Genomic DNA, 24,618 nt, shown 5'->3' with positions numbered 1-24,618 from the left:
CTTCCATGTAGCCACTTGGGTTGCATAAAGACCCTCCCGACGGAGGATCTCCCCTACAGCACCTCTTTTGCCTTGGGTTTGTTCCAGTTCTGTAAGAATCTTCTTCTTGTACTCAGGGCTGAACTGCCTTCTTTTAGGCTTATCCTCCACCTGATGTGTGTCTCTACTTTTGGTAAGATTTTCTTGATTCTTTGTCATTTTGAGACCTTTCACTACCGCGCAAACATTATACTAATCTATCGGCAGATTTGTCTCACACTCCCCTGGCACATAGCGCACAGTGGTTGCATTCGCTCCGTATTCAGTAATGAGTGGTATATAAAAGACCGACCAGGTATTCATCAAGAAAACAATAAATGATGCAAGATAACCCGCGTAAAAAAAGTAGATAGTTTCTCTAAAGGACAAAAAGGCGAGCACGGTAATGAGAAAACTCATGCTGTAGATAGTGAATAGTGCGACGAAAACCTTTTCAGAGTTGTGAATGTGGTCTTTCAAGTCATCAAGATTCGTCCAGAAACTCCAATTCGATTGATGAATGAGCCCTTCAGTATTCTTCTTAATGAAAACGTCTGTGATTTGGTTTTCCTTAAGAGATATGGGAACTATGCGACTCTGGAGAGAGTTTTTCAAATCTAGGTCACCCACCAACTTACCATCAACAAAGACTTGAAACACATTGTAGAAACTCTGTGGATCATGGAGATAGATTACTTTTGAGCCATCACTGTTTCTAATGGCCACATGATACCAATAGGTATCGTAGGTATAATTTTTATTAATCATTGCTACATCACCATCGGTGAACGCATTGTCATGCTTCCCATTGGTAATATCAAATATTGACTGTTCACTCTGAAGCCAGCGGGTATAGGTTCCAACAGCTTGGCCTACCAGATTATCCGAATCGAGATAGACTTGCTCTTCCTTTGCGGACGCATAATCCATAAAGATTAAAACAACGACAAGGATTTTCAAGATCGATATCATTTCAAACTAATCATTGTTAAACACCTAATAGTTATCGGAAGAAACTTATGGACTGTGAGATTTTGTGCATTAGGCAAAGCGGGTCACTATAGTCTTAGTTTTAGAAGGCGGTTAGGTAAAAGGGAGGTTTCAATCTTACTGGGATTTTAGATACCCTCAGATTGAATGATGAATTGTTTAAGCTTTAGTAAAGTATCAAACGATTGGTCACGCAATATAATAGAAAGAAAACTCGACGGAGCCAGTGATCTCACCCTCTGCTAGCCTACATTTTTAGGAGCCGACCAATTCTGACCTTACATCATAATCAATCCATCTAAGTACTTGATATTATTAACGATTCCAAATGGATTACCCCGCGATTTGGAAACTTCGGAAGGTCACTTATGCGAGGAACAATTGTTGCTTTCTTCAAGCGTAACTTATCGCTGATCAGAGGAAGCTGTTATGCAAACGTCATATCACCCGTTGAAGCAGATTCATCCCAAATTTAATAAAAAGCGAATCGTCAATCTGCAAGGAAAATTATACATCCCTAAGTACACTAAGGAGATGCTCCAGGGTCTCATTAGACCTCATAGGCCAAGCTTTAAAGGCGATGTTAGGGCAGCCAAGTACTGCCTTCGTATAACCCAGAAAGATATTAAAAACTGGAATAAATTTATTGCTAGAAAAGACAGCGATGTAGCATCACCCCTAACATATTATAATAGCGCTGGTGCTTTCGGACTTTTTGATATTCTAAAACAGGTCAATGTCAATTTCTCAACTATTTTACACTTACGTGGTGATGTCGAAATTCTGAAACCCAATGAACCTATTAGCGAAGGTGTTGAGTTCACTTTAGCTTCACACCTCGCAGAGATTATTGTCAGGAAGAAACAGTGTATTCTGGTCGTAGCAACGGATGTCTTTAATCAGATTGGTGAATTGGTTAGACATCACAAAGACTTTTGGTTTGTTAAAAACTGCAGCGAAAAGCACCTGTCTCAGCTGAAGTCACAGTCAAGTTACGATCCAAGGAACTTTTCTGGAATTTCCCGTAGACTAAGCAAACTTTCAATGTCAGATTCAGGATCTTCTGGACACGCGACCATTGCAATCTCTAAAGCAGCTGGACACGAATTCGCAAAAGTCTCTGGAGATTTTAACATCATCCATACTACCAATTGGGGAGCGCGCTTAACAGGTCAAAAAAGAGCATTCCTTCAAGGATACGGGATGATGAATCACTGTATCCACAAACTCACACAAATCAAAAAAAGCCCGCTTAATCAAATCAGTATTACCTTTTGTAGACCGGTTCTCGTAGATCAAGACGTGCACCTGTATACATCAGGCAATAAATTCGAGGTCTGTGATGAAAACGGATCTTTGCTAACCGCAGGGACATTTTCATAACACAGGTCACAACAACCCAAAGAGATTTTAATTCAATTATTTACGATAAAGCGAGGCATTTAAATCATGTGTGGTATTAACATTATCGTCAAAAAGAAAAATAATCTGGTCGACCCCCAAGATCTTGCAGCTATGTCCTCTGCAATCGAGCATCGTGGCCCAGATGAAGCTGGCTTTTCCCTTCTGAATGATAACTCGATCGGACTTGCCCATGTACGCCTTAGTATTCTAGATATTCACTCGGGACAGCAGCCCATGTTTGACAATAAGTCAGGAGAACTGGCAATCGTTTTCAATGGCGAGATCTACGATCATGAAATCTGGCGAAAAAAATTAGAAGCTAAGGGCAGTAGCTTTGCGACAAAAAGTGATACTGAGGTTATTATCGAGCTATATCGGCACTACGGTACTGATGCCTTTGCCAAGCTCAATGGTGAATTTGCATTCATGCTTTGGGATGGGCGCAAAAAAAATCTTTATGCAGTGCGAGACTACGCTGGAGTTAAGCCTCTATTTTTCTATGAAAGCGATCAGGAAATGATATTTTCATCCGAGGTTAAAGGAATTTTCGCCCTACCTCGCGTGCCGAGAAAGATTAGTAAAGACTATCTGTGTGGACCCCTATTCGGTGCATTTTCTCCAGCTATCTCAGCCTTTGAAGGTATTCAAAGTATAAAGCCAGGCCATTTTCTATGTATCAATGCTGAAGGTAAGAAAAGTGAGCATCGCTATTGGCAGCAGTCTTATGATGTTGATCAATCCATGACCTTTGAAGATGCCAAGAAACTCGTTCGCGAAAAACTTCAGAAGGCCGTCAGTAGAAGGCTAGTGGCAGATGTCAAAGTCAACACCTATCTAAGCGGTGGTCTCGATTCTTCCATTGTATGTGCTTTGATGTCTCGGGAACGACAAGACTTTAATGCCTATACCATCGGTTTCGGTGATTCTGTCTATGATGAGTCACATCTGGCAAGGCAGATGGCAGATCATTATGGAGCGAAATTCAATAAACTAGATTGTTCTATGGACACCATTGCAGACAATCTCGAACGCACTGCATATCATACAGAAAGTGCGATTGCCAATCCTGGTGCAGTCGCCAAGATGCAGCTATCTGAACTTGTACACCAGCAAGGAGAAAAAGTTTGCCTTACTGGTGAAGGTGCGGATGAAGTCTTTGCAGGATATCCTTACTTTAAGCTAGAGGCCATCTGGCGCATGTTGAAGCAAGGTGGTGAAGAGCGTAAGCAAGGCCTAGAACTCTGGAAAAAGTTTCAAGCGAAAGAAACTCGATCAGAGGGAATTCACTGGAACCGGAAAGTAGATTGGTCTCGACCCAACCATATATACGGCTATGCCGCCTTTATGCCGCTTAGATCTGAAGAGTATGGTAACCTCATTCAAAAGCTGTTTCAAACAAAGAAACTAGGAATAATGGCAAACGATAATCCTGAAAATTGCTTTAAATCACAATTTGATATTGAAGCCATGAAGGCCTTAGACCCTATAAATGCTTCAAAGGAAATGACCCTGAACCAGCTCTACTGCTATATGATTCCGAATCTAGCTGATCGCGTAGAAATGGCAAATAGCATCGAATGCAGGACCCCTTTCTTAGATAGAGAACTTCTCGAAGCTGTTGGCACGATTCCTCCTAAATACTTTATGGATCTCGCCAACCTTCGTGAAAAGTATGTGCTTTTTGATAGTTATAAGGATGAGCTACCTCAGTTTCATCGAAAGATCCATAAGCACCCCTTTATGTCTCCAGACTGGCTAACATTGAGCAAAACTCACCGAGGTCGTGAATTATTTGGCGAATACCTTTCACAAAGTGCGTTGCAGCAATCTGAAATATTCAAGCCAAAGTTCGTAGCTCTGCTGAAGTTCCTATGGAATACTTTGCCTAGAACTAGTGGGCTGCGAAAGAAAATAGATACCTTAATGGGCTTAACTCTTAGCATGCAAGTTATTCACAAGAAATTGATCGAGAATACAGTCCCACACAGTCGAGATTTTAAAATGATCCATAGAAAGCCAAAAGTAATAATCGAGGGAGAAATGGCCAATGGCAGATAGTCTAGCTCGTTAGGTATTAAGGGGAGTAACAATGGGCGGCTTTACGATGCCGCCTCATTGCATTTATTTGTTTTACATCTATTTAGCCTTCTTCCAGTCTTCTAAATTATACCGGCTTAGGATTTTAGCAAGCTCACCTTTCTTGCGTATGTTCTTCATCCCTTCATCAAACATTTGAGCGTAGCGTTTAGATTCCTTAATCGCAGGGGAGAACGCAACAAACACTTTTTCCTCTTCTAGCTGGCCCACCTTCCTCAGCTTTAATTTTGGGAACTTTTGAGCTAGGCTGTAGGCAACAACATTGGTGTCATCGATAAATGCCATAATCCTGCGATCTCTGACACTTTCAATCATATCATCGAGTGCGTTATTACCATAGAAGAGTTGGGCGAAGCGCTTTTTTTCGGGATCTTTTAGAAGTTCATCGATATCATCACCATAGGTATAGCCGCGGATGATGCCTACCGTTTGACCCTGCAACGATTTAGGTCCTGTGTATTGCCAAGTACTTTTTGGTAAAGCATAGAAAAAATTTCTTGAGATACCCGCATGGCTTTCTGGAAACACAAAGTCTGGTGCATCACTTCGAAACGCACCCACCACAGCGTTGTATCGCCCTTTTCTAGTGCTGTCCAAGGCTCTTTTCCAGCTTAAATTACTGTAGGAAACTTTTAGGCCCTGAGGCTCAAATATCGTTTTTAACAATTCAATCATATAGCCCTTTTTCTCAGACTCATCGTCGCAGGTATAAGGGCACCAGGGATCAGCACGAACCTCTAGAGTCTGAGACCACACTGCTGGGGCATAGCACACCCATAACACCATCAGTAGAACGTGCTTCATAGTATAAAACCTCTTCATTTTACTCACTATTAGCTGATATGTTATCGTATCACTTTGTTGTATTCAAGGATACTGATCATATCGCCCGAAGGCTATTCCATGCAGCTTAGCACCTAGCGGTGGTTATCCCCTACACTATACTGCGTAACCACCTCCCATATCAAAGCGGATTTTTTGTAGCCCAGGGACTTTCACATTTAAATCAAATCACAATGACGTGTTTGTTGTATGGCATTGCCTTTGCAGAAAAATTAGTAAGAATGGAACAACGATATCCATTAGCAGGAGTATTTGATGCCAGAAACTATTACAACTCTAAATCCAGCCAACGAAGAAATTATCAAACTCTACGATACCATGAGTGACGCCCAATTATTGGACCGGCTTGATGCAGCCCACCACCGCTTTCAAACCTGGCGCCATACCAGCCTTCAAGAACGTCAGGACCACCTCCTTGCTATCGCCGATGGACTCGACCGGAAGCAAGATGAATACGCCCATTTGATTACCAATGAGATGGGAAAACCCTTATCACAATCGAAGGCTGAAATCAGTAAGTGCGCTGCCGTGTGCCGCTACTATGCAAATCATAGCGGGGACGTTTTAGCGGAATCGACCAAAGCCCTCGACGACTCTACAATTGCAAGCACCTACACCCGCCCACTGGGAGTCATCTTGTCTATCATGCCTTGGAACTTTCCATTTTGGCAAGTGATGAGATTCGTTGCTCCAAATCTTATGACAGGCAACGTCTGCATGCTGAAGCACGCTCCCAACGTTACTGGCTGCGCCCTCGCTCTAGAATCTCTGATGAAAGAGGTAGGCCTTCCACAAGACTGCTTTTCCGTGATCCTTGCCGATCACAAGCAAGTGGGCCAAGTTTTGATGGATTACCGTGTGAGAGGAGTCACTCTCACTGGTAGCGATCGGGCCGGCAAGGCGATTGCCAGCCAAGCTGGTGAGGCACTAAAGAAAAGTGTCCTTGAGCTCGGGGGTAGCGACCCCTACATCGTTCTCGACGATGCCGACCTCAATCTTGCTGTAGAAACATGTGTCGCTAGCAGACTCATCAATTCGGGGCAAACTTGCATTTCGGCAAAGCGCTTTATCGTTACCAAATCTGTCGCTGGCGAGTTCACGGAGCGAGTCATTCAAGCCATGAGTCGAAAATCCTATGGCAATCCTTTGGATGATGTTGATCTGGGTCCACTGGCCCGCGAGGACTTGCGGGATAAGGTTCATTCTCAGGTGTTGCAGTCAATTGATCAGGGTGCGAAACTCGCGCTTAATGGACAGATTCCCGAGGGTACTGGTTTTTACTACCCACCTACGGTTTTGACAAGTGTATCGTCAGGCATGCCTGCCTTTGACGATGAAATCTTTGGCCCTGTGGCATCGGTGATTGAGGCTCAGGATGAAGCGCAAGCCGTCGCCATAGCTAACCAGTCACGCTACGGGCTAGGTGCTGCAATTTTTTCTAAGGACATTGAACGAGCTGAATACTTAGCAGCCCACGAGATTGAAGCTGGTAGCTGTGCGATCAACGACTTCGTCCGCAGCCACCCTGCGGCAACTTTTGGCGGAATTAAAGATAGCGGCTACGGTCGCGAACTTGGTTCCCAAGGGCTTCTTGAGTTTGCCAATATCAAAACCGTTACAAAACAGTCTTAGGTTTAAAAAAGGCATGAACGAAAGCTTCGTCCATGCCTTTCTAAGGTTCTGCTTACAGTACCTTAGGTAGGTCTAGTTCCACCGAATCGGCTTCACCATTCAACGTTAGACTAATTTTTAGAACCCAGCGGCCCATAACCCGGGTTTCACCATTCATGGTCATCTCACTTGCCATGGGGAAGAATATATTTTCGATGATCCCATGATGAGCCATGCCGTCCATAAAGCGAAGGGTGTGATCATCATCGAAATTGCCATGATCGCGATTGTTCATGTACATCCAAGGTTCGATCGTTTCGATCTTGAAGTTCTTTAGAGGCAAACCCTCAGCATCGAAAAGCATAAACTCTACTTTGTTATTGGCACGACCGTCTTTTTGAGCTTCAAGGTTCGAGGCATCATGAAGTACGATATGAAACAAGCCAGCATCTGAAAGGGTCCCACCCTCAGGCGTGATGACCTTAGGCCGCTCCACATCTTGAACCTTCGGCACGGCAAGAGTCACAGTATCTTCAACTCCATTCACTGTAGCGGTAAGCCGAATGCTCCATGAATGCTGCCCCTGATCAGCCATATTAAAGTATATGTTTTCGACTCGAATCACATGAGCTTGATCTCCAGGAGATAGGACCTTGTGGTTCTTGTCGCTATTGCCATGGCCCATGGTTAGCATCACAGGCACGAATAAATTTGATTGGAGATCTACCGAGTCTGCTGGCTCACCAGCCTTGGTGAAAAAGCTTAGCACAACGAAGTTGCCTGCAACACCATCGCGACCTGGCACTAGGGTTTTGCTCCATTGAGCCTCGACTTTATATACGTCCTGACTTGAAATAAACAAAGTGGTGTCCCCAACAAGCTCTGTTTGCTGACTTTCATCATCAGATGACGAACCCCCACAAGCAAGCTGAAGAAAAAAACTAAAAGTGATCAGTACAAAGTTTAAGAGTCGCATTTGAATAATTCCTACATAATAATTTCTTGGTAAGCAAAGATAATAGAGTCTTGGCGAAAGCCATTTTTATTGGCTTGAGTCATTCCCCGCCGATCCCATGTCAGCCGTAGCTGGCGCTCAGTGGTGAGTAGATAATCGATGGTTACAAAGCTTGAGACATTACGGATCTCACTACCAGGCTGGGCACGATCATCAATTTCAACTTCGCCGCGAAAATCGTACTTCAAACCTCCAATCAGCTTACCCTTGGCACTATAGTCACGACCGAAGGTAAGGATCGATTGACTTTGCCATCCTGGTTGATATGAAACCCCTGAAAATTCCTCTGCCAGTGAATACGTCCAAGCCTGAGCAAGGCCAAACTTCCATGCTGTCATCCCCCACCAGAGATCCGCTCCCAAACCAAGCTCATTGTAGCCGCTACCAAAGACATCGAGTTGCTCAGGATCGAGACTCTCATTCATGCCATCAGCTTGCCGAAGTTTGCCGTTGGCAACCAGCTGCAACTGCGGAACGTGTGGCTCCGAAAAGCTCGGTAGAATTGCAATGTAGTGCAAACCTATACTTGGATCACCAATACCCTGCTGGCTTGCACTGCCTTTGATATTTTGCTGGTACGGCAACGAGCTAGTAATAAATAGCTTTTGGCTGAACCGATAACCTAATGCCAGGGTGAAGCTCCGCTTGATATCAGTGGACTGGGTGCGGAACGACTTTCCCGATGGATCAAAATTCCGAAAGCCAGAGGCTTGAGTCAGCCCTAGGTAGTACTTCAAGTTTTCGCTAGGATACAAAACCAAAGGAGTCTTGCCTCCACTTCCGCAGGAGGCACAGGCTTGGGCTTGTCGGTGCACTGCCAAAAAAATCGCTAGGCAAGCGCACGCCCAAAAGAGACGATGTTTCATGATTACATTCCCACAATTACTGGAATTTCAAAGCGATTACTTAAACCATCCAGATTCACATCAAGATAAATAACCCAGCCGTGGGCTGCCATCGTTGCCATCGTGAAATAGATTTGCTTGACTAGGGCTTGGTTCTCCTCCCCGAACCCCAGATCAACTTGGTGAGTTGCCACGGTCCCATGACCCATGGTTGGCATAAAAGGCACAAAGTCGGTAGCGGTAAACTCCAGCAGGCTAACGGGCTGTCCTGCGATACTTTGAAAGGTTAGCATCAATTGATTGGTTTCTGGTCCTTTTTGACCAGCAACCAGAGGGGCAGTAGGAATAGCCTTAACAAGGTAGTCACCTTCCGTTGATGCAAGCCATCCATCATCCGCTTCGCTGTTAGCAAAGACAGAAGTGGAAACAGATAGAATCAGATTCAGACACAGAAGTGCACCGACGAGTCTTTTCATAAGAAACCTCACAGATAAAAATATACTCATGCAGAAACCAGCCCAGCGCTAGTTCCAGAAAACACAAAGATGAATTTTATTAGATTAGGCTAGAAGGCTGCTTCGCGGCGGCGGACTGAGGCTATCGCCTACAAAGTTTGAAGGTGTTGCGACTATAGAATCGTTATGAATCATGGGAACCGAGTTCAACGATTCATCAAAGCTGATATATAGCTGATCTGGGAGACAAAGGTAGGCAAAGTGAACCTGGCATTGGCACTCTGAGCTTTCTGTATCGTCTTCATCATGACAAGACTCATGAGCTTGCTCGGATTCTGCCAAACCCAAGGCGTCAATGATCACATCGCAGCGGGGAACACTGGCCACGGTCATAAAGAGGGCGGTATAGATCAGGCAGATTTTCTCGATGAAGAGTCGCAAACTATTCTCCTATACTAGACACTTATGTCTGGTTGCAGGAAATTGTCAACTAGATTTGTTAGAAACACATTCCCAAGCATCATCGAGATCAGCCATACCAGCAGACAAAGGAACCTGATACTAGTGAGGTCAATTCTACATACACACAACAAAAAGCTGTCCATCGACCTGCCTTCAGTCAGGCTCACAGAGCAGACGCACGAAGACTTGAAAATGTAGTACTTTAAGTCTCGAATCCTTCAAAGAATTATCATTTATGTGAACTCCTGAGCCATCAACACCGATAGGTTTTTTGTAGAGAACCCAAACTTGATCGCATCGCCAATCGTACGGAATGTATGATTTCGCAAGGAACTCACATGCAAAGACTTACCCGCTCATATACTATTTTTTTGCTGGCGCTAGGATCGCTCCAAGCCTGCACCGACCAGGAGTTCGGTAGCAAGGAGAAGGAAGCAGTAATATTGGAAGAGGATGACGATGATAGTGTTGCGATTCCTCAACCGATCACAGGAGCTTACTTAAGTTGCCGGGTGATCCAAGAGCCTACCAATGATGCGAATCAAGCTGGAGTGGGTTGTTGGTTGGCTTCTGAAACAGACGATAGCAAGTTCCAAGCTGATGGCTATGACATCCAATGGCTCGCTAGGCTTCCAGAAGGATCAGACGATCGAGTGGAAATCGTTAGTACGGTGCTAGCCAGTGACGCTCCATTTCATGTGACTCATCGTCTTTCAGGAGCCCCCAACCCCGCTGCTTTATCAACAGCTTTAGAGTCACTTTGGGTTGGCTACCGAGCCTCACGGGATACACGTGAGCTTGGTGAAGTTTTGGAGCCCGTATCCTCAAGCTTGGAAAGAGATCCATCAGCTCGTATTCCTGCCTTTCTTCAGTATCGAATTCGACTCACGGAGATGGCTGCACCCTGCCCTAACAATACTATTGGCATTGAAGATCTTGCCCTTAGCTGGAATGGTCAGGAGCAAGCGGATAGTTTTTCAAGCCTCATCGATGCTAGTTCTGTCAATGCTAACCAGGGTACTATCGGCGATCAGGATGTACTGCTCTCAAGCTCAAACTCTTTTCCTGGATACTTTGCATATGAGGCGTTTGGAGGCGGTTTTGGTAATGGTTGGTGGGCAGAAGCTGATGCCATGACAGCAACGACTCCATCTCTCGCTCGAAGCGATGTCTATATTCAGTTCGACTTCATCGATTATCCAGGAATCCTCCTTGATGGGGTCTATATCGATGGTGGGAGCTCTAGCGCGCAGCTCGATAGCGAGGCCCGAGACTATAGTTCGTGCGCCCCAAGTGCACTCCAGATCCTTGCCTCTCAAGACGGTGAAACTTGGATCACTCTTCGCGATATCAGAAGTATCGTTACAAACCAGAGGTTCCGCGTACCATTATAAAATGCCAGCTCCCTCTGAATCAGGCCTTGTTGGCAAGCCTCACCTATGCCATATATTGTAAGGCAAATAGCTTGAGAACGAGAGGGTCTATGAATATCGACGAGATCAGCCAGGGTTACGACGGCGCGATTCCGGGCTTTGAGGCGACATTATACAAACTAAAGAATCAGCTCGTCCGCGCACTTAAGGACGCTAAAATTCATGTTCACGGGATAACCTATCGGGTAAAAACAAGGCAGAGCTTAGAAGGCAAGCTCAGCCGCCCAGACAAGATCTATCGAGACTTGTCTGATGTCACTGATATTCTAGGTATCAGAGTTATAACCTACTTTGCTGATGACATTGACCGTATAGCCAAGGTGATAGAAGACAGATTTGATGTAGATCTAAGCAACTCTGTTGACAAACGTATCCAGAGTGCTCCCGATCAATTTGGCTATCAATCGCTCCACTATATCTGCAAGATTGACCACGAATTGATCTCTTCATTTGAAGTTCAGATTCGAACCATTTTACAGCACGCCTGGGCCGAAATTGAGCACGACTTGGGTTATAAATTTCCTGAAAGTGTACCTTTTGAAATTAGACGGAAGTTCTCCAGATTATCTGGCCTACTTGAAATTGCAGATGAGGAATTTGCAGAGATTCGGGATGCGATCAAGCGTTACCAGAAAAAGGTGAATCAAGAAGATCTCGAACAAAACTCTGACCTTAAGCTCGATCAAATCTCCCTTGTATCCATCGTTCGCCATAGTCTTGTGGCTGATGTAGATGCAGCCTTGGCCGAACAACTAGCCCTCCCTCTTTCCGACGATCTATTTTTTCCACATTACTTGATCAAATTATTGCTATCTGTTGAGCTGGACTCAGCCTTCGATATCACATCAACCATGGGTAAGCTACGTGGTCGGCTTCCTCAATTCGTATCTTCCTATTTTAAGTTTACAAAAAAAGCCTGGGACTTTGATGCCAGCCACCTCAATGAATTTCATCGAGGTTATAGCCTCTTCTTTTTATCTCACTTAGTGGCTTTCGAACGAGAAGATCTTCATATCAAGAAGATGGAGGTCATGAGGCAGTTCTATGAGATGTCTGACTATCCCGGCAACACTCAAGAGGCTACGAGGATAGCAAGCATATTTGTTGACTCTATGAATCAAAAGGTTAAACATGAGCTTCCTTCTAAATAGAGTCTAGTCGATTTGATGCCTCGGCGTTGTTGACTTTGTCACTCGCTCCTTGTCGCCTAGCCGAGATTCAACTTGACTAGGCACTAGAGTCTGCCTCAAATTCAGCCTCTAGAATCGCCCAGCCATCCCGTTAGCAAATCCCTGGGTACTTTCCTGAGATTCTAGCACAATCTTAATAATGACTGTGATAGGCGTGGCAAGTAGCATACCAGGGATACCCCACAACACCCCCCAGAACATTAGGCTCATTAGAACAGTAACTGGATGAAGATCTAAATTTTTTCCCATTATCTTAGGCTCTAATACATTGCCAATAGTGAACTGAACCAAGCCCGGCAAACCGATACTCACCAAGATCAGTATTGGATTTGAGAACTGTAGGAGCACAATAGGGATGGGTAACAATGTTGCAAAGATAGATCCAAAAGTTGGAATAAAATTCAAGATAAATGCCAGAAGCCCAAACATCAGGGCCATGTCTAGATTAACAATTTTAAGAATGATTGCTGTTAAGACTCCTGTAGCAGCTGACGTTACAAATTTAGTGACTAGATAAGTCCGAACGCTCTTGTTGATTCGCGACCATACCTCAGTATTGGGTAGCTTTATCTTTGGGCCGCTGAGAATGAAAATAGTAAAAATAGCAACAAGGAAAAAATCGGATACACTTTTAACTACCGTATTCGAAATGGTTTTTAGTGCCGAAAAGATAGGGAGCTCTTTGACTAGGCCTTTCAGCTCTTCTCGATCGAAACCCGCATCGAAATGAGACATGAGATCGACGCTCTTGGTAATTAATGAGGTAAACCGTTGCTCATACACATTCGCGTTTTCAATAAGCTGTCTGACTGAGGAACTAAGAGTTAAAAAGAAAATGGCTGACAAGCCAATCATGAGGATACACAGCAGTAGGATCGCCAGACCACCTCCGATTTTGAATCGACGTTTGATCCATGCAATCATGGGCTCTAGTATAAAAGCGAGAAATACAGATAGAATGAAGGGAATCATTATCCCTTTGGTGAGACGTAGGGAAACAGACGATAGAAATACCGCAATGAGAATGAAGGTAAAATCACGCAATCGATCCGACATAGTAAAAAACACTCCCCATTGGAACATAGCTAAAACAAGTCCTGATCCTTTGTATCATAAGGGCTTGGCCGGAAATTGTAATCACAGAATCAACAGAAATCATCGTTCCACATCCCCCACTAGAGGAGTTTGTGATCTCTTAAAGCCGCGCATTAGTGTCAATCATAAGAGCTGATCCTATCAAAACCCTAACCAAAACAGAAAAAAATGGCCTAAACTACTACATGTAGGCATAGACAAAAGGGCAGCCCCTTGTTACTCTTTGCTATTATAAATTTGCTGATAATATTGCATTGCCACTTCATAGTGAATCTTATGTGCCGAAACATTAAGAAACTACGCCGTGTTAAACCCGTTGTTCGTATCGACGAAGTCGAACAAAGTGCCCGCTGCCTTGTTAGTAAGATTAGCGGGTACCAGAAACCGTCACAAGCCAACTCCAGATGCTTTGAAACCTGTGTCCAAGAAGTAGTGTCACATACCCAAAACTTATTACTTAGCCTAAAACTCAATGGGGTGAGATTATGTGTGGAAACATAAAAAGACTTAGATTTGTTGACCGCAAGGCCAGTGATGAAGAAATACAAAAGGCGGCCCTGCAATATGTGAGAAAAATCGGTGATTACAAGAACTCAAGTGACGCCAACAACCAGGCATTTGATGAAGCGGTGAAGGCAGTATCGAAGTCTCTCAAGAAGATGCTAGACAATCTTACTGTCCGAGACATAAGCTCTGCCAAGCGTTAAGGCTAAAATAGTTGCAAGGGAGCTTACTTTAGGTAGTCCTAGCGCTCCCATTTAGTAGCCACAAAAAATGGAATATTTTTTATACCACTTTTTTTAAATGGTTTTAGGGTTTAACAAATTGTGATCAGTGTTCGCCTTCCTTTGCCGATTCTCTTCAAAAATAAACGGGAGAGATCGATCATGCTGAAAGAGAAGGCGAGCAATACTGCACTGGTAGTCGACGATTCTTCGTTTTCCCGCGATTTCATTGCTAGGATACTTGAATCGCTCGAAGTTATTGTGGAAACTGCGAAGGATGGCTGTGAAGCCTTTGAAAAAATCAAGCAACGGGAATACAACCTCGTAATCTCCGACTTAAATATGCCTCAGATGGATGGTTTGCAACTGCTCAAAAAAGTAAAGTCCCACCGTCCCAACACCCACTTCATCGTTGTATCAGCGCAATGTCAGGGAAAACTACGCCAAGACTTAATTGCAGAGGGAAGCGATCGTGTTTTTGCTAAAGGCGAAGTGAGGAATCTAAGGAGATACCTTAAGGCTAGGCTTGGTCCCCTTGCTTCTATATAGAGAAGCCCCTCTTTCACATTCAACCTCAAACTCAGATTGATTCGATCGCTTTTCTCTCCTTGCTTACCTCGCGTAAGGGCTCGTAAAGCCTGATCCGAAGATCCAATTATATTAATTATTACAGCCAGTTAAATTATAGACCCAGCAAGTCTTCAGAACTTCACGCAGCCAACCGATCAGTCTGTTTATCCCGGCATGGTATGTAGATGAAAATGAACCGTTTGACCTTAGCCTGGGAATCAACATGAAGACACTACCTAAACTAGTCTCTATACTTGCAATGTCCGTCGCATTCACGAGCATCTCTTGCCAGAAAAAGCAGGAAGAGGACGAAGAAAGTACCGAACAAGACCGACAAATCGTTCAGGATTCCGCTAGCAGTGAAGATATCGTGATTCTTGGGATCATCGAAGGGGTGACCCAAGATGCTAACGGCGCGATGCTATCATCTCAAGGAATCGTTATTCCTGATGAAATCATTATCCTTACCGATGATAAAGAAGAGCTTAGCCGCACCAGCCTCACTGGTGGTGGTCAGTTTAGCTTTCTATTCTCGAAGTCCATTTTCTCAAAGGCTCGCTACCTTATTGTCCAGGCAGGAAATTTTAGGGCAATCATCAACCCAAGTGAAGACCTGAGCGAGTATCGCATCTATCTCAATGATCATGCGAGCAAGACCTACGAGCTGTATGAAAAAGTGAAGGCATACCTGGTTGCTAACAATCTAGACCAATCGATTCTGGTCGATATTAAAAAAGTCCGTGAACTCGCTGCGATGCTCAACTCTATGCAAGATTTAGCTGGTGCCGATGATAGCGACGAAGACGTCCAAGAGGCTATGGAACAAGCTCAACGAGAAATTGCAGAAAACTATGTGAAATCTGAGCAAGAAAAGGCAAATCAAGAAGAAGAAGCGAAGCAGGCTAATCAAGAAACGACTGATGGAGTTGCCGATGACGAGGAGAGCATTGAAGAAGAAACCAATGAAAATATCGAAAGCCTGGTAGATAGCAGCGAAGATGAGACACCCATCGAGGCAATCTCCGAAGAGACGCCCATCGACGAAGACGGTAACACCTCTCCTGAGAACATTATTAATTCGGTGTCAAATGGTGACTCCGTGAACACCGAAGAAGATCCTGCCAGCGAGCTAGGGACTCCCGGTGCCGCTGATGCCATAAGTCTAGTCGCCAGCAATAGCGGTGATGAATCAATCTTCACCAGTACAGGTCTCGCTCTTGGCGATAGCACCAGGCACTATTCTCTGGGTAACGGACTTAGCTTTACCAAAAATGGCTTCGCAGTAGACACCCAGATCAAGTTTGGAGATCTGGCTCGCTTGTCGAAGGCCAGCAATCAGTTTCTTCTTAGTATCCGAAATGCCGAAACTTATATCAATAGCAATGGGAAAGAAAAGGTTCGACGCCCAGAAGTGATGCGCATCTGGCTTCAAGTTCCACCTAGCAACAAGTCCAATAAGTTTCCAAGACTATCTGCCAAATGGCTTGTAGCCGCCAGTGAGGCTGATCACCAGAGGTCTGAAGCCCGCGCGATCGCTAAGGGCAAGACCTACGATCGCGACAAAAAACCATATCGAAATCGCGTCATTCGAACTCGTTATAAAGATCAAGTCATAAGTCCAAATACCAGCTATGCCTTGCGTGTGGAATTCGCACCTGGCGGATTCCGAATCCTCCTTGATGGCCAAGAGGTAATCCGCAAGGCAACTGATCGAAGCTTGATTTCCTTTACAGAAAATGCCGATCTTTATGTAGGCGGTCAGAAAGCAACCCGTAAATATCCAGATGGTCGCTACTTCTTCGATGGCCAGATGAGCGATTTGTCCTTCAGCAACTTAGATTGGACAGTCACTCCATAAGCCGAGACCCTAGCCTTAGCTATCATTCAATCGCCCTTAGCCAGTATCTGGTTTTAAGGGCGATTTAGCGTCAAGACGTCCTGGATCGATATGATCATTTGACTACTTGCCAGTTGGTTTGTTTGGGGGATCGCATAGCGATAAGATACTGACGTTGTGATATCGAAAGCTTGGGAACTACTCGTTGCAAATACCTCCTGTGGAATCGATATACTCGCAATCTGGCTCGATGCATCGAAGCTCACTGCTCCAACATACAGCACAACACCCTGCTCATCTGTTACACTCACCTGCGCTTGCTCAATTAGAGAAAATAAGCCGACCCCCAAGGAATACACTAGGTCGATACCTTCAAAAATAATGGCTGGTGCAATGCGATCCACTTTAAAATCGTAGCTCGTCTCCTCTTGAGCATTACTTTCGCTATCAAGGATCTCTGAGCTAATAGTGAAAAAGGTACTACTTTCAAGGGTAGTTGGATAACCCACGCGATTGCAGAAATCGAGAACCTGATCTTCAGAATTTACGGAACTTCCGTTCACCGAGAGTTGCATGTGTTTCGTCAACGGACGATCTGCAGCCGAATAAGACTCTGAGAAACACGTTTCTACCAGTAAATCGCTGCCTGTACTATAAGAGAGAAACTGAATCTGATGCAGGGCGGATAGATCAACATTTATGGTCTCCTGCAAAGCCGGTTCCCGACTACAAGACAACACAACAAGTACAATACCATACCGAGGCTTCATAGTATAACCCCTAACTCTAATGCAACATGGCTAGATGTGAATTGGCTTTCCGCTGCCAAGCTATAGGGCGCAAGACTCGACAGGCCACGAACCGTGATATGAAATGAGGGTAGCGCAACGATTAAGGCCATATCCCAATGAATAGGAAAGTCTTCGCCATTGATAAGCATATCGCGCCGGACTTGTATTCGCTCTTGGCTCAACTCACTAAGCTCGCTGTCTCCCTTAGCTTCTTCGAACTGGCTTTGAAGGCTCCTTAGAGACAGCTCAATACCAAATGACTCAGCAAAATAGAGACGTCCCAATACATCTATCCCCGCTCCGATACGTCCAAAGCCACTGTTGATCTGCTCAGAATCAAGATCCTGTCCATATCGAGGACCTCTGTCAACCTGTGAGATCTGGCCATAATCAAAGTGCACTTGATAAGCGATCAATGAGATTTTCTTACCACCAATTCTCTGCCCATGACCAAAAGCAATCTTGAAACCATTTTCATCGATCCTAGTCCTATTTTCCTCGTAGTAGACAGCCTGGGAATGATATTGGTAGGATTGATTTCGACCTATTGCCATGGCTAAAAAAAGGTGTTCCCACCCATAGCGATAGGTTATCCATTGAGACTCAAAAGTTTGCTGCAACTCTTGGGTAAGGGTTACATCCTCCCCAGAAATGGAATCAAAAACTTCCTCTTGATGCTTTAATTCTGCGACGGCATAGGAACCTAGAAATTGAAGTTCGTGCTGCCCCACTCTGATCGGCAGCCCTTGAACACCCGGGTCCGAAAGCAGTCCCCTACTGCTAAGGCGGCTTCGATCGACAACTGTCTTTAAACTATTTAAGTCGGGTGTTTGCGCGTGTGCCTTGCTGCAAAAGAATATAACTTCCCATAAAATAAGAAATATCATCTGGGATCCTTACGATGAGGGGGAATGCAGATAGGTTATCACGATTGGGCGAATCTACTCAAGGCAGTAAGAATTAGGTGATGAATTTAAACGCTCCGCATATCAATGGCCTATCGCATCTGTGAATCCCAATCTACAGGTCTGAAACCATGAAGAAAATATGCAATTCTTGCAAGCGAGAGTACCACCACGGCAATGATTTTCTAAACAATACTAGCCGCTGGCGCATGGGTCCCCAAGATACGCTCTATTTCAACTGTTCTTGCCAATCCACCCTCGCTATGAGGCTTGGAAAGTATGATTGGTACAAACCAGATATCAACATCGCAGAAGGACGAAAGTCACTTTTCCATAAACTTAAACTTTCTGAGAAGTTACCACCGATTCAACCAGCGGTCTACGAGATTCAATACGAGCTTTCTAAAGCTGACGTATCCATTCAAAAGGTTTGTGGATATCTTCGTAAGGAACCAACCCTCACGGCTACTATCCTTGGAGCTGCAAGTTCGAAAGCGGATTGCAATATCTCACAAGTGGACCATGCAATTCCTTACTTGGGGTATCAACAGGTCGCTGATCTCGTTTTAGCTGCTGCAATGAACCAATTCAAGGTTCCGAGTCGCTATTTCTCCTGGGACGACTTTTGGGCAGAAGCGTTCCTAAATGGTCGCATATCAGAAAACTTGGCCAAAGAGTATTTAAGCTGAGACCTTGTGGATATTTCTTACATTGGTGGTTGCTTAGCTAATTTAGGAAAGGTCGTCATCGCGCTCTACAACTTCAAGATTTATGACAACATTTTTGAAGCTTCCCAGGAAGGCTGGTATTCCATGGATCGTGGCTGAAAGCCAGTATAGCCTAGACCATAGTGTCTTAGGTGAGATTGGGGCCTGTTTTTGGGCATTTCCAGATCAAATCACCTCTATCATCGAACACCATCACGACCCAGAACCATCTTTAAGCCCTCAAGGAATGGTCGCTTTTGCTAATCAAATAAAGCACTACCTCCAGGATCAGAAAACACTCGTTGATCAAGGTATTTTAGAATCCTATAATAAGTTTCTAGGGATCGATTATCAGGCATATGATCGATTCTTATCGAGCAAATTTGCCCGCCGACAGGAGTCGGCTTAATTCTGGTGTAGGAGATTACTCTTCAAATTTGCTTGCAAAGAAAGCAAGATAAGAGATTCCACCGTTAACAGTATCAACATCAGCTTTCCAGTCATCTGTTGAAAATCCTGCCATCGCCGCGATGAGATTGGTATTATTGGCCTGAGATCCCGACGTATCATCGAGCACCGTATCATTGGCAACGGTGTTAAACGTCGATAATCCCAGCGAGTAATAGACACCTAGAGCAGCACTCTCATAGCCTTCTGTGCTGTTCATAGAAAGGCCAATAAGCCCACCATAGGAGTGAACGGTTGAAATCGAAGCATCCATATTCCCAGCGAACAGACTCTGGCTAATTAAAACCTTACTACTCTCACCAATGAGTCCTCCGGTCGCCACTGCATCTCCTGAACTTATTGTAGTTGTCGCGTAGATATTCTGGATGAGTGAAACATTTCCAGTCGCTGGAAGAGTTTGACTTGCCCGGCCCAAGACTCCACCCACTTGCTGCTCTACAGCAATTGATCCACCCACATATACTTCGTTGATCCCAAAGTTATTGGCATTGTCTGAAGTTTGTGATATTCCAGCAAGGCCACCTGTATACCCTGAACTTCCGAGGTTTGCGATATCGAGGCCGTCTAAATAGATTTGATTGATCGTGCAGCTATCACAGGTCGCTACCAAACCACCAATGTTACCCAAACCAATGATATTAAAATTATCGATCACAAGATTTTTGACAACCCCACCTGCTCCCACAGTGGCAAAAATTCCACCCAAATCTTCCCCAGTAATTTCAACTCTTCTAAGCCGCTCTAACTTGTGACCATTGCCATCAAACTCTCCGGTATACGCCGTCGTTTTTCCTGCAAGTTTTGTTGCTTTGTAGTCACTCAGGGCGAAGTTAATGTCCGTCTGGAGAGAAACTGAGTGAGTGCAGCTCGTATCAACATCGGTACACTTGGTAAGAAAGTCATCAAATTGAGCCTTCGTGCAAAGATAGTATGGCTTTGCCGGAGTTCCATCCTGGCCATTACTAGCGGAGCCATCGTAATCATTCCCACTGAAGTTGCAGATTGCTCTTTCTACAGAAATACTATTCGAACTGGCAACGGTCTCCGATTGACCTCCCTTTCCATCTACCAATGTAAGTGAGCAGCCGACACTCGCATCAGCGTCCCCTTGTAAAACGATATAAGAGCAATTGCTTGCCGATCCGGATATGCCGGTCCAAGAACATATTGCCGACACCTCATCGCCATCAGCATCCTCAGTAGCATTGGCCGTATAAGCACAAGTGAGACTATCGCCACTGACTGCCGGTGTGGAGCCACCCGCACCCAGTTCAATGCTTACGGTCAGTGGATTATCGGGGTTTTGATTGCAAGTGTTTTCGGAAAAAGTGCTACTATCGCCGTCCCAAGGACTCCATACACCATCGGTACAAACCCTCTGCTGCACTTGCGATTCACAGGCACCCGCAACAGGTGCTTGGGCCAAGCGATAGCGAACCCTTGAATCCTGCTCTCCGTGAGAGATCCCATCGCAGGACGCCTCGGGGTAGATACTGGGGTTGGTGTCATCAGTATCATCGCCGTTATCAACGAAGGCGATGTCGGAGCTTTCAATCTCGCTGAAGCAAAGCTGAACTGCTTGACTACTATCTCCTCGCCCATCTCCATCTCCATCTGCATACATAGTCTTCTGTTCTTCACCCGCATCCTGAGGACAGATATCGACCGCATCCAAGATACCGTCTCCATCAGTATCCACCGATGAGAAATCTGAAGTTTCTGAGTTGGTCTCTTGTTCGGGGACTTCAAGGATTTCTGACTGATCGTCACTATTCTTTTTCTCGCAAGACGCGATGCTCATAATTATGAGTAAGGTTGCTAGACGCATAGGTGACTCCCATTATTCATGAGCGCTGAGGACCAATCTCTCTAGGGTCTCAATTGAAATGCGTTAGCTGTATAGGACTAATCGGCATAATCGATACTTCTCTCAAATATAGGAGAGTATTCTTGTGAATTTAGTGCTTTAGCATATCTCTTTAGCTCAGACGCTCGCTTACATCGTAAAAGACTTTGAATTCATTGAGTTTTGCCAGAAAGATCTGCAATTTGCCTTGGAAATGAGTTAAGACTGGAAGACTTCAATTGCCCTTCTGATGGATGGCGAAGTTGATAATGAAACCGTCATCCGACACCGATTCCTTACCATTGCCGGAAAGTGCAAGGGCTCCCAACAGACCACCAATGTTGATCTCAAGACGCATAATCTGAATTGAAAAATCGATCCCATATCGAACTTCGGGTTGACTGTGCCAGAACAATTCGATGTCGTTCTGAAGTTCTGTTTTATTGATACTATTGCCAGCTTCCTCCTCTGCGGTAGCATCAATCGCAGAAGTGTCAGTATAACGATAGTCTGCCCAAGGAATGATGGCAAATCGTCGCAAAATTTTAAACTTCAGATTCAACCCCGCATTGAGTTCGTTGACATTGTAGCGGTAGATTTGATCGCTAAAACTGCTGCTTGGGCTATTGTAGCTTGCTGTCGTCGCACCGACAGTATGTTTGGCGTTGATGCTTCGCCCGCCTAGTATCACGGTTGCCCTTAAACCTTTGCTGATTTTGGGGTAAGGAATAAAGTAGGCGAGAAGACCCACATCACCATAAGCTAACTTGGATTCCTGAGCAATAAATGTCGAGTTCCCACCGTAGTTTACATTGTACTCATAGGCAGCCTTCTTCTCACCACGGCCTACAGAAAAGCCCAAGCCGATATTCTTAAGCGATACGGCAAGATGTGGGGCTACGCTCCAGCCGGAAATCTTCAAGCTGGCATCAACCCCTTCTTGTTCCTGATAGCTAGGATCTTCGGTATCTGCTGTGATCGTATAATCAGGCCACTCAAAACCCAATGCATAGGTAATTTGATTCTGATCGGGACTGATATGGGTTAAAGGTGCAGAACCATAAAGCGCTTGATTCTTGTTGTTTTCTACGAACTGTGCCCGTAGGCCCTCATTAGAGCGCAAGGAATCCTGAGCGTAGCAAGGCTGATAACAAGCCAGTAGAAAACTAAGAATGAACAACAATAACTTCATGGTAAGAATGTCTAGTAGTTAGGCCTATGGTGACCATCGGAATCTCCACCCAACAGTTAAAGAAATCAGCCACTTTTTCTTTGACTGCAGATATTTCCTATCTAATGCTTCCCCTATCCGTCGATCAGAGAATAGCCTAAAACCCAAAATGGAAACCGATGCTTCAAGCATTTTTGATAATTTTTTCGTGTCTTTACAGCACTCTAGTGACAGCTGATCCTGTACTGATCGATCGCAATATTCAGCACATCGATTTAGATGAGAGAATGAGATTTTTTATCGACGATCATCAGCCTCCCCTCCCTTTCGACACTATCGCTAACTCGCCAACTCTGTTCAAAGACATTAAAACTCGCAGCACTCGGTTTCTGCCTAGCTCCTTACCACATTGGGGCCAGGTTGAAATTATCAACAGGGAGTCAATTCCTACGAAAGTGATTCTCCATGCTCACTACGCACCGACGCAGAAGATTTCCGTCTACATGATGACTGCTACTTCTACTCAGGCATTTAAATTTGGCCCCTGGAACAAGCCCCATAGTAAGTCTATGAAAAGCCGTTTACCGGCAATTTCTCTTGCCATTCCCCCCGGAAAAACTACGATGTTTATCAAAGTTGAAACCCAAACATCTGTTCAAATGGACTTTACCATCAGCAAGCCGAAATCGTTTTGGGTTCGCATGAACTCTAGCGGTATCATCGTCAATGTCTGGTATGGAGTTTTTATTGGCCTCTTCTTTTATCACATCTTCCTGTTTTCACTCAATCCCAAGCGTGTCTTTTTCTACTACACAGCACTCCTCTTTTTCTATGGCATGGCACAATCATATCTACACGGTACGGCCTATCAAATATTTTCTAATACCAACCCTGAGTGGATAGCCAAGCTCTACCTGTCGTTTCTCATTTTGGCACTACTAAGTTCAGCTCAGTTTACACGATACTTTCTTGCAAGTGACAAACGCATACCAATAATGAGCCTTTTTCTAAATACTGCTTGTGTGATGTGCATTCCAGCTCTGATCTTTACGTGGATCGATTATCAATGGGGAAGATTTCTTCTTACAATTCTTGCTGTTTTGGTAAGTGCATCCATCAGCCTCACAGCACTCATTAGTCTCTTCAATCAGTATATTCCAGCGTATTTTTTTAGTATTGGCTGGATATTCTATATCTCAGGAAATTTAATACAGGTGTCTGTTATTGCTGGTTGGATTCCCAGCAGTGTATTTACCGAGTATGCTAGTTTACTGGGATCAGGTATCGAAGTCATCATTCTGTCTTTAGCTGTCGGCTACAAGCTTCGTCTTGCGGAGTCCCTCCAGCGCAAGGCGGAATTTGAAAATACTCTCATCCAAAGAGATCTCAATGCGGCTAGGGAAGTTCAAAAATCCTTCGCTAAAAAAGTTCCAAATATTGAAAACTATCTTATTGAGTCTCACTACCAGCCTGCAATCCAGATCGGTGGAGACTGGTATTCGTTCCATCACGACCCGATCAATCACCTGGCCTTTTTCTACATTGGCGACGTTACGGGCCATGGCCTTGCCTCAGCGATGGTCACTGGTTCCGTCGCAGGAAGCATTCAGTCTTCGACAATACTTTCTCAAGGTAAAGAAAAGCTTGATCCAACCAGCCACTTAAAACTATTGGCTAGTACTGCAAACAAAACGGTTCTGGCTATGGCTCAAGAAAGTCGTCGTTGGATGACGATGAACTTCATTTGCATCGACTACCAGAAAAACCACTTATATTTTCTCAATGCCGGCCACCCTTTCCCTCTTATGAAGAGTCGTGATCGTGTTACACCTCTCGTAGCACGGGGCTCCCCTCTCGGCGTTGCTATTGATTCAACTTGGGACGTCCTTGAATTAGACATAGAGGCAGGAGACAGAATTCTTATCTATACGGATGGATTGATTGAGAACCTGGATCGACGGGGCAGTTCAACGAGTATAAGGCAGCTCATTAGAGTTGTCGAAAGTCTAAAAGACAGCCACGAACTGAAGGCAGCCTTGCTCAATATCGTACAAGATTTTGCTAAAACTGAAGACACGGATGACTCAGCTTTTATCATTCTCGATCGGGTTTCATAGGTAATTTTACCTGTGCAACACCT

Annotated in this window: 23 protein-coding genes and 1 pseudogene; 12 read left to right on the top strand and 12 right to left on the bottom strand. The window is 44.7% G+C overall.

Annotated elements, in window-relative coordinates; all coding sequences use genetic code 11:
• A pseudogene (locus B9N89_RS07795) lies at positions 1-198 on the bottom strand (hypothetical protein); the annotation flags it as partial.
• A gap of 33 nt (positions 199-231) precedes the next feature.
• Positions 232-978, bottom strand: coding sequence for a hypothetical protein (locus tag B9N89_RS07790; RefSeq protein WP_143478140.1), 747 nt, complete (start codon positions 976-978; stop codon positions 232-234).
• Between the two features lie 459 nt (positions 979-1,437).
• Between B9N89_RS07790 and B9N89_RS07785 the strand changes: the two genes are divergently transcribed.
• Both B9N89_RS07785 and asnB read left to right on the top strand, forming a co-directional pair.
• Positions 1,438-2,391: a MaoC family dehydratase N-terminal domain-containing protein gene (locus B9N89_RS07785; RefSeq protein WP_132316409.1), complete on the top strand. Its 954-nt coding sequence runs from the start codon at positions 1,438-1,440 to the stop codon at positions 2,389-2,391.
• 66 nt (positions 2,392-2,457) lie between these two features.
• Positions 2,458-4,470, top strand: coding sequence for an asparagine synthase (glutamine-hydrolyzing) (asnB, locus tag B9N89_RS07780; protein WP_132316411.1), 2,013 nt, complete (start codon positions 2,458-2,460; stop codon positions 4,468-4,470).
• Between the two features lie 78 nt (positions 4,471-4,548).
• On the opposite strand, the gene B9N89_RS07775 is transcribed toward asnB, so the two are convergent.
• Complete coding sequence (locus B9N89_RS07775) at positions 4,549-5,313, bottom strand: substrate-binding periplasmic protein (protein ID WP_159455224.1); 765 nt, start codon at positions 5,311-5,313, stop codon at positions 4,549-4,551.
• Between the two features lie 294 nt (positions 5,314-5,607).
• Between B9N89_RS07775 and B9N89_RS07770 the strand changes: the two genes are divergently transcribed.
• The gene (locus B9N89_RS07770; protein ID WP_132316416.1) at positions 5,608-6,984 is read left to right on the top strand and encodes an NAD-dependent succinate-semialdehyde dehydrogenase; all 1,377 of its coding nucleotides are present in this window, start codon (positions 5,608-5,610) and stop codon (positions 6,982-6,984) included.
• A gap of 52 nt (positions 6,985-7,036) precedes the next feature.
• Here the strand turns inward: B9N89_RS07770 and B9N89_RS07765 are convergent, their stop codons facing one another.
• The 4 genes from B9N89_RS07765 to B9N89_RS07750 all read right to left on the bottom strand — a co-directional run bounded on the left by B9N89_RS07765 (position 7,037) and on the right by B9N89_RS07750 (position 9,719).
• A complete protein-coding gene (locus B9N89_RS07765; RefSeq protein ID WP_132316418.1) occupies positions 7,037-7,939 on the bottom strand; it encodes a hypothetical protein in 903 nt (300 codons plus the stop codon).
• An 11-nt stretch (positions 7,940-7,950) separates the two neighbouring features.
• Positions 7,951-8,844 carry a hypothetical protein gene (locus B9N89_RS07760; protein ID WP_132316420.1) on the bottom strand — a complete coding sequence of 298 codons (894 nt, stop codon included), beginning with the start codon at positions 8,842-8,844 and terminating at the stop codon, positions 7,951-7,953.
• A gap of 2 nt (positions 8,845-8,846) precedes the next feature.
• On the bottom strand, positions 8,847-9,299 hold the full coding sequence (locus B9N89_RS07755) for a hypothetical protein (RefSeq protein ID WP_132316422.1): 453 nt from the start codon (positions 9,297-9,299) through the stop codon (positions 8,847-8,849).
• 84 nt (positions 9,300-9,383) lie between these two features.
• Positions 9,384-9,719, bottom strand: coding sequence for a hypothetical protein (locus tag B9N89_RS07750; RefSeq protein WP_132316424.1), 336 nt, complete (start codon positions 9,717-9,719; stop codon positions 9,384-9,386).
• 359 nt (positions 9,720-10,078) lie between these two features.
• On the opposite strand from B9N89_RS07750, the gene B9N89_RS07745 reads away from it, so the two are divergent.
• Together B9N89_RS07745 and B9N89_RS07740 are read left to right on the top strand one after the other, a co-directional pair.
• Positions 10,079-11,134 (top strand): hypothetical protein, encoded by a 1,056-nt coding sequence (locus B9N89_RS07745; RefSeq protein ID WP_132316426.1) that lies wholly within the window; start codon positions 10,079-10,081, stop codon positions 11,132-11,134.
• Positions 11,135-11,223: 89 nt separating this feature from the next.
• A complete protein-coding gene (locus B9N89_RS07740; protein ID WP_132316428.1) occupies positions 11,224-12,324 on the top strand; it encodes a GTP pyrophosphokinase in 1,101 nt (366 codons plus the stop codon).
• Positions 12,325-12,432: 108 nt separating this feature from the next.
• Here B9N89_RS07740 and B9N89_RS07735 read toward each other — a convergent pair whose 3' ends face one another.
• Positions 12,433-13,419, bottom strand: coding sequence for an AI-2E family transporter (locus B9N89_RS07735; RefSeq protein ID WP_159455223.1), 987 nt, complete (start codon positions 13,417-13,419; stop codon positions 12,433-12,435).
• A 315-nt stretch (positions 13,420-13,734) separates the two neighbouring features.
• Between B9N89_RS07735 and B9N89_RS32395 the strand changes: the two genes are divergently transcribed.
• The 4 genes from B9N89_RS32395 to B9N89_RS07715 all read left to right on the top strand — a co-directional run bounded on the left by B9N89_RS32395 (position 13,735) and on the right by B9N89_RS07715 (position 16,611).
• Entirely contained in the window at positions 13,735-13,959 is a 225-nt protein-coding gene (locus tag B9N89_RS32395; protein WP_132316432.1) for a DUF2277 family protein, read from the top strand.
• Positions 13,944-14,165, top strand: coding sequence for a DUF2277 domain-containing protein (locus B9N89_RS07725; RefSeq protein ID WP_132316434.1), 222 nt, complete (start codon positions 13,944-13,946; stop codon positions 14,163-14,165). The genes B9N89_RS32395 and B9N89_RS07725 overlap by 16 nt, the downstream gene beginning before the upstream one ends.
• A 180-nt stretch (positions 14,166-14,345) precedes the next feature.
• Positions 14,346-14,732 (top strand): response regulator transcription factor, encoded by a 387-nt coding sequence (locus B9N89_RS07720; RefSeq protein ID WP_132316436.1) that lies wholly within the window; start codon positions 14,346-14,348, stop codon positions 14,730-14,732.
• A 244-nt stretch (positions 14,733-14,976) separates the two neighbouring features.
• Positions 14,977-16,611, top strand: a complete 1,635-nt coding sequence (locus tag B9N89_RS07715) for a hypothetical protein (protein WP_132316438.1) — start codon at positions 14,977-14,979, stop codon at positions 16,609-16,611.
• 53 nt (positions 16,612-16,664) lie between these two features.
• Here the strand turns inward: B9N89_RS07715 and B9N89_RS07710 are convergent, their stop codons facing one another.
• On the bottom strand, positions 16,665-17,360 hold the full coding sequence (locus tag B9N89_RS07710) for a hypothetical protein (protein ID WP_132316440.1): 696 nt from the start codon (positions 17,358-17,360) through the stop codon (positions 16,665-16,667).
• Positions 17,357-18,268, bottom strand: coding sequence for a hypothetical protein (locus B9N89_RS07705; protein WP_132316442.1), 912 nt, complete (start codon positions 18,266-18,268; stop codon positions 17,357-17,359). The genes B9N89_RS07710 and B9N89_RS07705 overlap by 4 nt, the downstream gene beginning before the upstream one ends.
• A gap of 149 nt (positions 18,269-18,417) precedes the next feature.
• On the opposite strand from B9N89_RS07705, the gene B9N89_RS07700 reads away from it, so the two are divergent.
• Positions 18,418-18,975 (top strand): HDOD domain-containing protein, encoded by a 558-nt coding sequence (locus B9N89_RS07700; RefSeq protein WP_132316444.1) that lies wholly within the window; start codon positions 18,418-18,420, stop codon positions 18,973-18,975.
• 82 nt (positions 18,976-19,057) lie between these two features.
• Positions 19,058-19,402: a hypothetical protein gene (locus B9N89_RS07695; protein ID WP_132316446.1), complete on the top strand. Its 345-nt coding sequence runs from the start codon at positions 19,058-19,060 to the stop codon at positions 19,400-19,402.
• Positions 19,403-19,417: 15 nt separating this feature from the next.
• On the opposite strand, the gene B9N89_RS07690 is transcribed toward B9N89_RS07695, so the two are convergent.
• Both B9N89_RS07690 and B9N89_RS07685 read right to left on the bottom strand, forming a co-directional pair.
• Positions 19,418-21,289 carry a hypothetical protein gene (locus tag B9N89_RS07690; RefSeq protein WP_132316448.1) on the bottom strand — a complete coding sequence of 624 codons (1,872 nt, stop codon included), beginning with the start codon at positions 21,287-21,289 and terminating at the stop codon, positions 19,418-19,420.
• Between the two features lie 253 nt (positions 21,290-21,542).
• A complete protein-coding gene (locus tag B9N89_RS07685; protein ID WP_132316450.1) occupies positions 21,543-22,499 on the bottom strand; it encodes a hypothetical protein in 957 nt (318 codons plus the stop codon).
• A gap of 158 nt (positions 22,500-22,657) precedes the next feature.
• On the opposite strand from B9N89_RS07685, the gene B9N89_RS07680 reads away from it, so the two are divergent.
• Positions 22,658-24,595, top strand: a complete 1,938-nt coding sequence (locus B9N89_RS07680; RefSeq protein WP_132316452.1) for a PP2C family protein-serine/threonine phosphatase — start codon at positions 22,658-22,660, stop codon at positions 24,593-24,595.
• Positions 24,596-24,618 lie beyond the last annotated feature (23 nt).

It is taken from the genome of Pseudobacteriovorax antillogorgiicola (assembly GCF_900177345.1).
Taxonomy (GTDB): Bacteria; Bdellovibrionota_B; Oligoflexia; order Oligoflexales; family Oligoflexaceae; genus Pseudobacteriovorax; species Pseudobacteriovorax antillogorgiicola.
The sequence above is the reverse complement of the archived record's forward strand: the minus strand, read 5'-3'. Positions and strand labels throughout refer to the sequence as shown.

Bases quoted from the DNA above. Each gene is read 5' to 3' on its own strand.
- B9N89_RS07775 (WP_159455224.1), bottom strand. From the start codon at position 5,313: ATGAAGCACGTTCTACTGATGGTGTTATGGGTGTGCTATGCCCCAGCA.
- B9N89_RS07770 (WP_132316416.1), top strand. From the start codon at position 5,608: ATGCCAGAAACTATTACAACTCTAAATCCAGCCAACGAAGAAATTATC.
- B9N89_RS07735 (WP_159455223.1), bottom strand. From the start codon at position 13,419: ATGTCGGATCGATTGCGTGATTTTACCTTCATTCTCATTGCGGTATTT.
- B9N89_RS07685 (WP_132316450.1), bottom strand. From the start codon at position 22,499: ATGAAGTTATTGTTGTTCATTCTTAGTTTTCTACTGGCTTGTTATCAG.
- B9N89_RS07745 (WP_132316426.1), top strand. From the start codon at position 10,079: ATGCAAAGACTTACCCGCTCATATACTATTTTTTTGCTGGCGCTAGGA.
- B9N89_RS07680 (WP_132316452.1), top strand. From the start codon at position 22,658: ATGCTTCAAGCATTTTTGATAATTTTTTCGTGTCTTTACAGCACTCTA.
- B9N89_RS07720 (WP_132316436.1), top strand. From the start codon at position 14,346: ATGCTGAAAGAGAAGGCGAGCAATACTGCACTGGTAGTCGACGATTCT.
- B9N89_RS07695 (WP_132316446.1), top strand. From the start codon at position 19,058: ATGACAACATTTTTGAAGCTTCCCAGGAAGGCTGGTATTCCATGGATC.
- asnB (WP_132316411.1), top strand. From the start codon at position 2,458: ATGTGTGGTATTAACATTATCGTCAAAAAGAAAAATAATCTGGTCGAC.
- B9N89_RS07760 (WP_132316420.1), bottom strand. From the start codon at position 8,844: ATGAAACATCGTCTCTTTTGGGCGTGCGCTTGCCTAGCGATTTTTTTG.
- B9N89_RS07700 (WP_132316444.1), top strand. From the start codon at position 18,418: ATGAAGAAAATATGCAATTCTTGCAAGCGAGAGTACCACCACGGCAAT.
- B9N89_RS07705 (WP_132316442.1), bottom strand. From the start codon at position 18,268: ATGATATTTCTTATTTTATGGGAAGTTATATTCTTTTGCAGCAAGGCA.
- B9N89_RS07785 (WP_132316409.1), top strand. From the start codon at position 1,438: ATGCAAACGTCATATCACCCGTTGAAGCAGATTCATCCCAAATTTAAT.
- B9N89_RS07690 (WP_132316448.1), bottom strand. From the start codon at position 21,289: ATGCGTCTAGCAACCTTACTCATAATTATGAGCATCGCGTCTTGCGAG.
- B9N89_RS32395 (WP_132316432.1), top strand. From the start codon at position 13,735: ATGTGCCGAAACATTAAGAAACTACGCCGTGTTAAACCCGTTGTTCGT.
- B9N89_RS07765 (WP_132316418.1), bottom strand. From the start codon at position 7,939: ATGCGACTCTTAAACTTTGTACTGATCACTTTTAGTTTTTTTCTTCAG.
- B9N89_RS07740 (WP_132316428.1), top strand. From the start codon at position 11,224: ATGAATATCGACGAGATCAGCCAGGGTTACGACGGCGCGATTCCGGGC.
- B9N89_RS07710 (WP_132316440.1), bottom strand. From the start codon at position 17,360: ATGAAGCCTCGGTATGGTATTGTACTTGTTGTGTTGTCTTGTAGTCGG.
- B9N89_RS07715 (WP_132316438.1), top strand. From the start codon at position 14,977: ATGAAGACACTACCTAAACTAGTCTCTATACTTGCAATGTCCGTCGCA.
- B9N89_RS07755 (WP_132316422.1), bottom strand. From the start codon at position 9,299: ATGAAAAGACTCGTCGGTGCACTTCTGTGTCTGAATCTGATTCTATCT.
- B9N89_RS07725 (WP_132316434.1), top strand. From the start codon at position 13,944: ATGTGTGGAAACATAAAAAGACTTAGATTTGTTGACCGCAAGGCCAGT.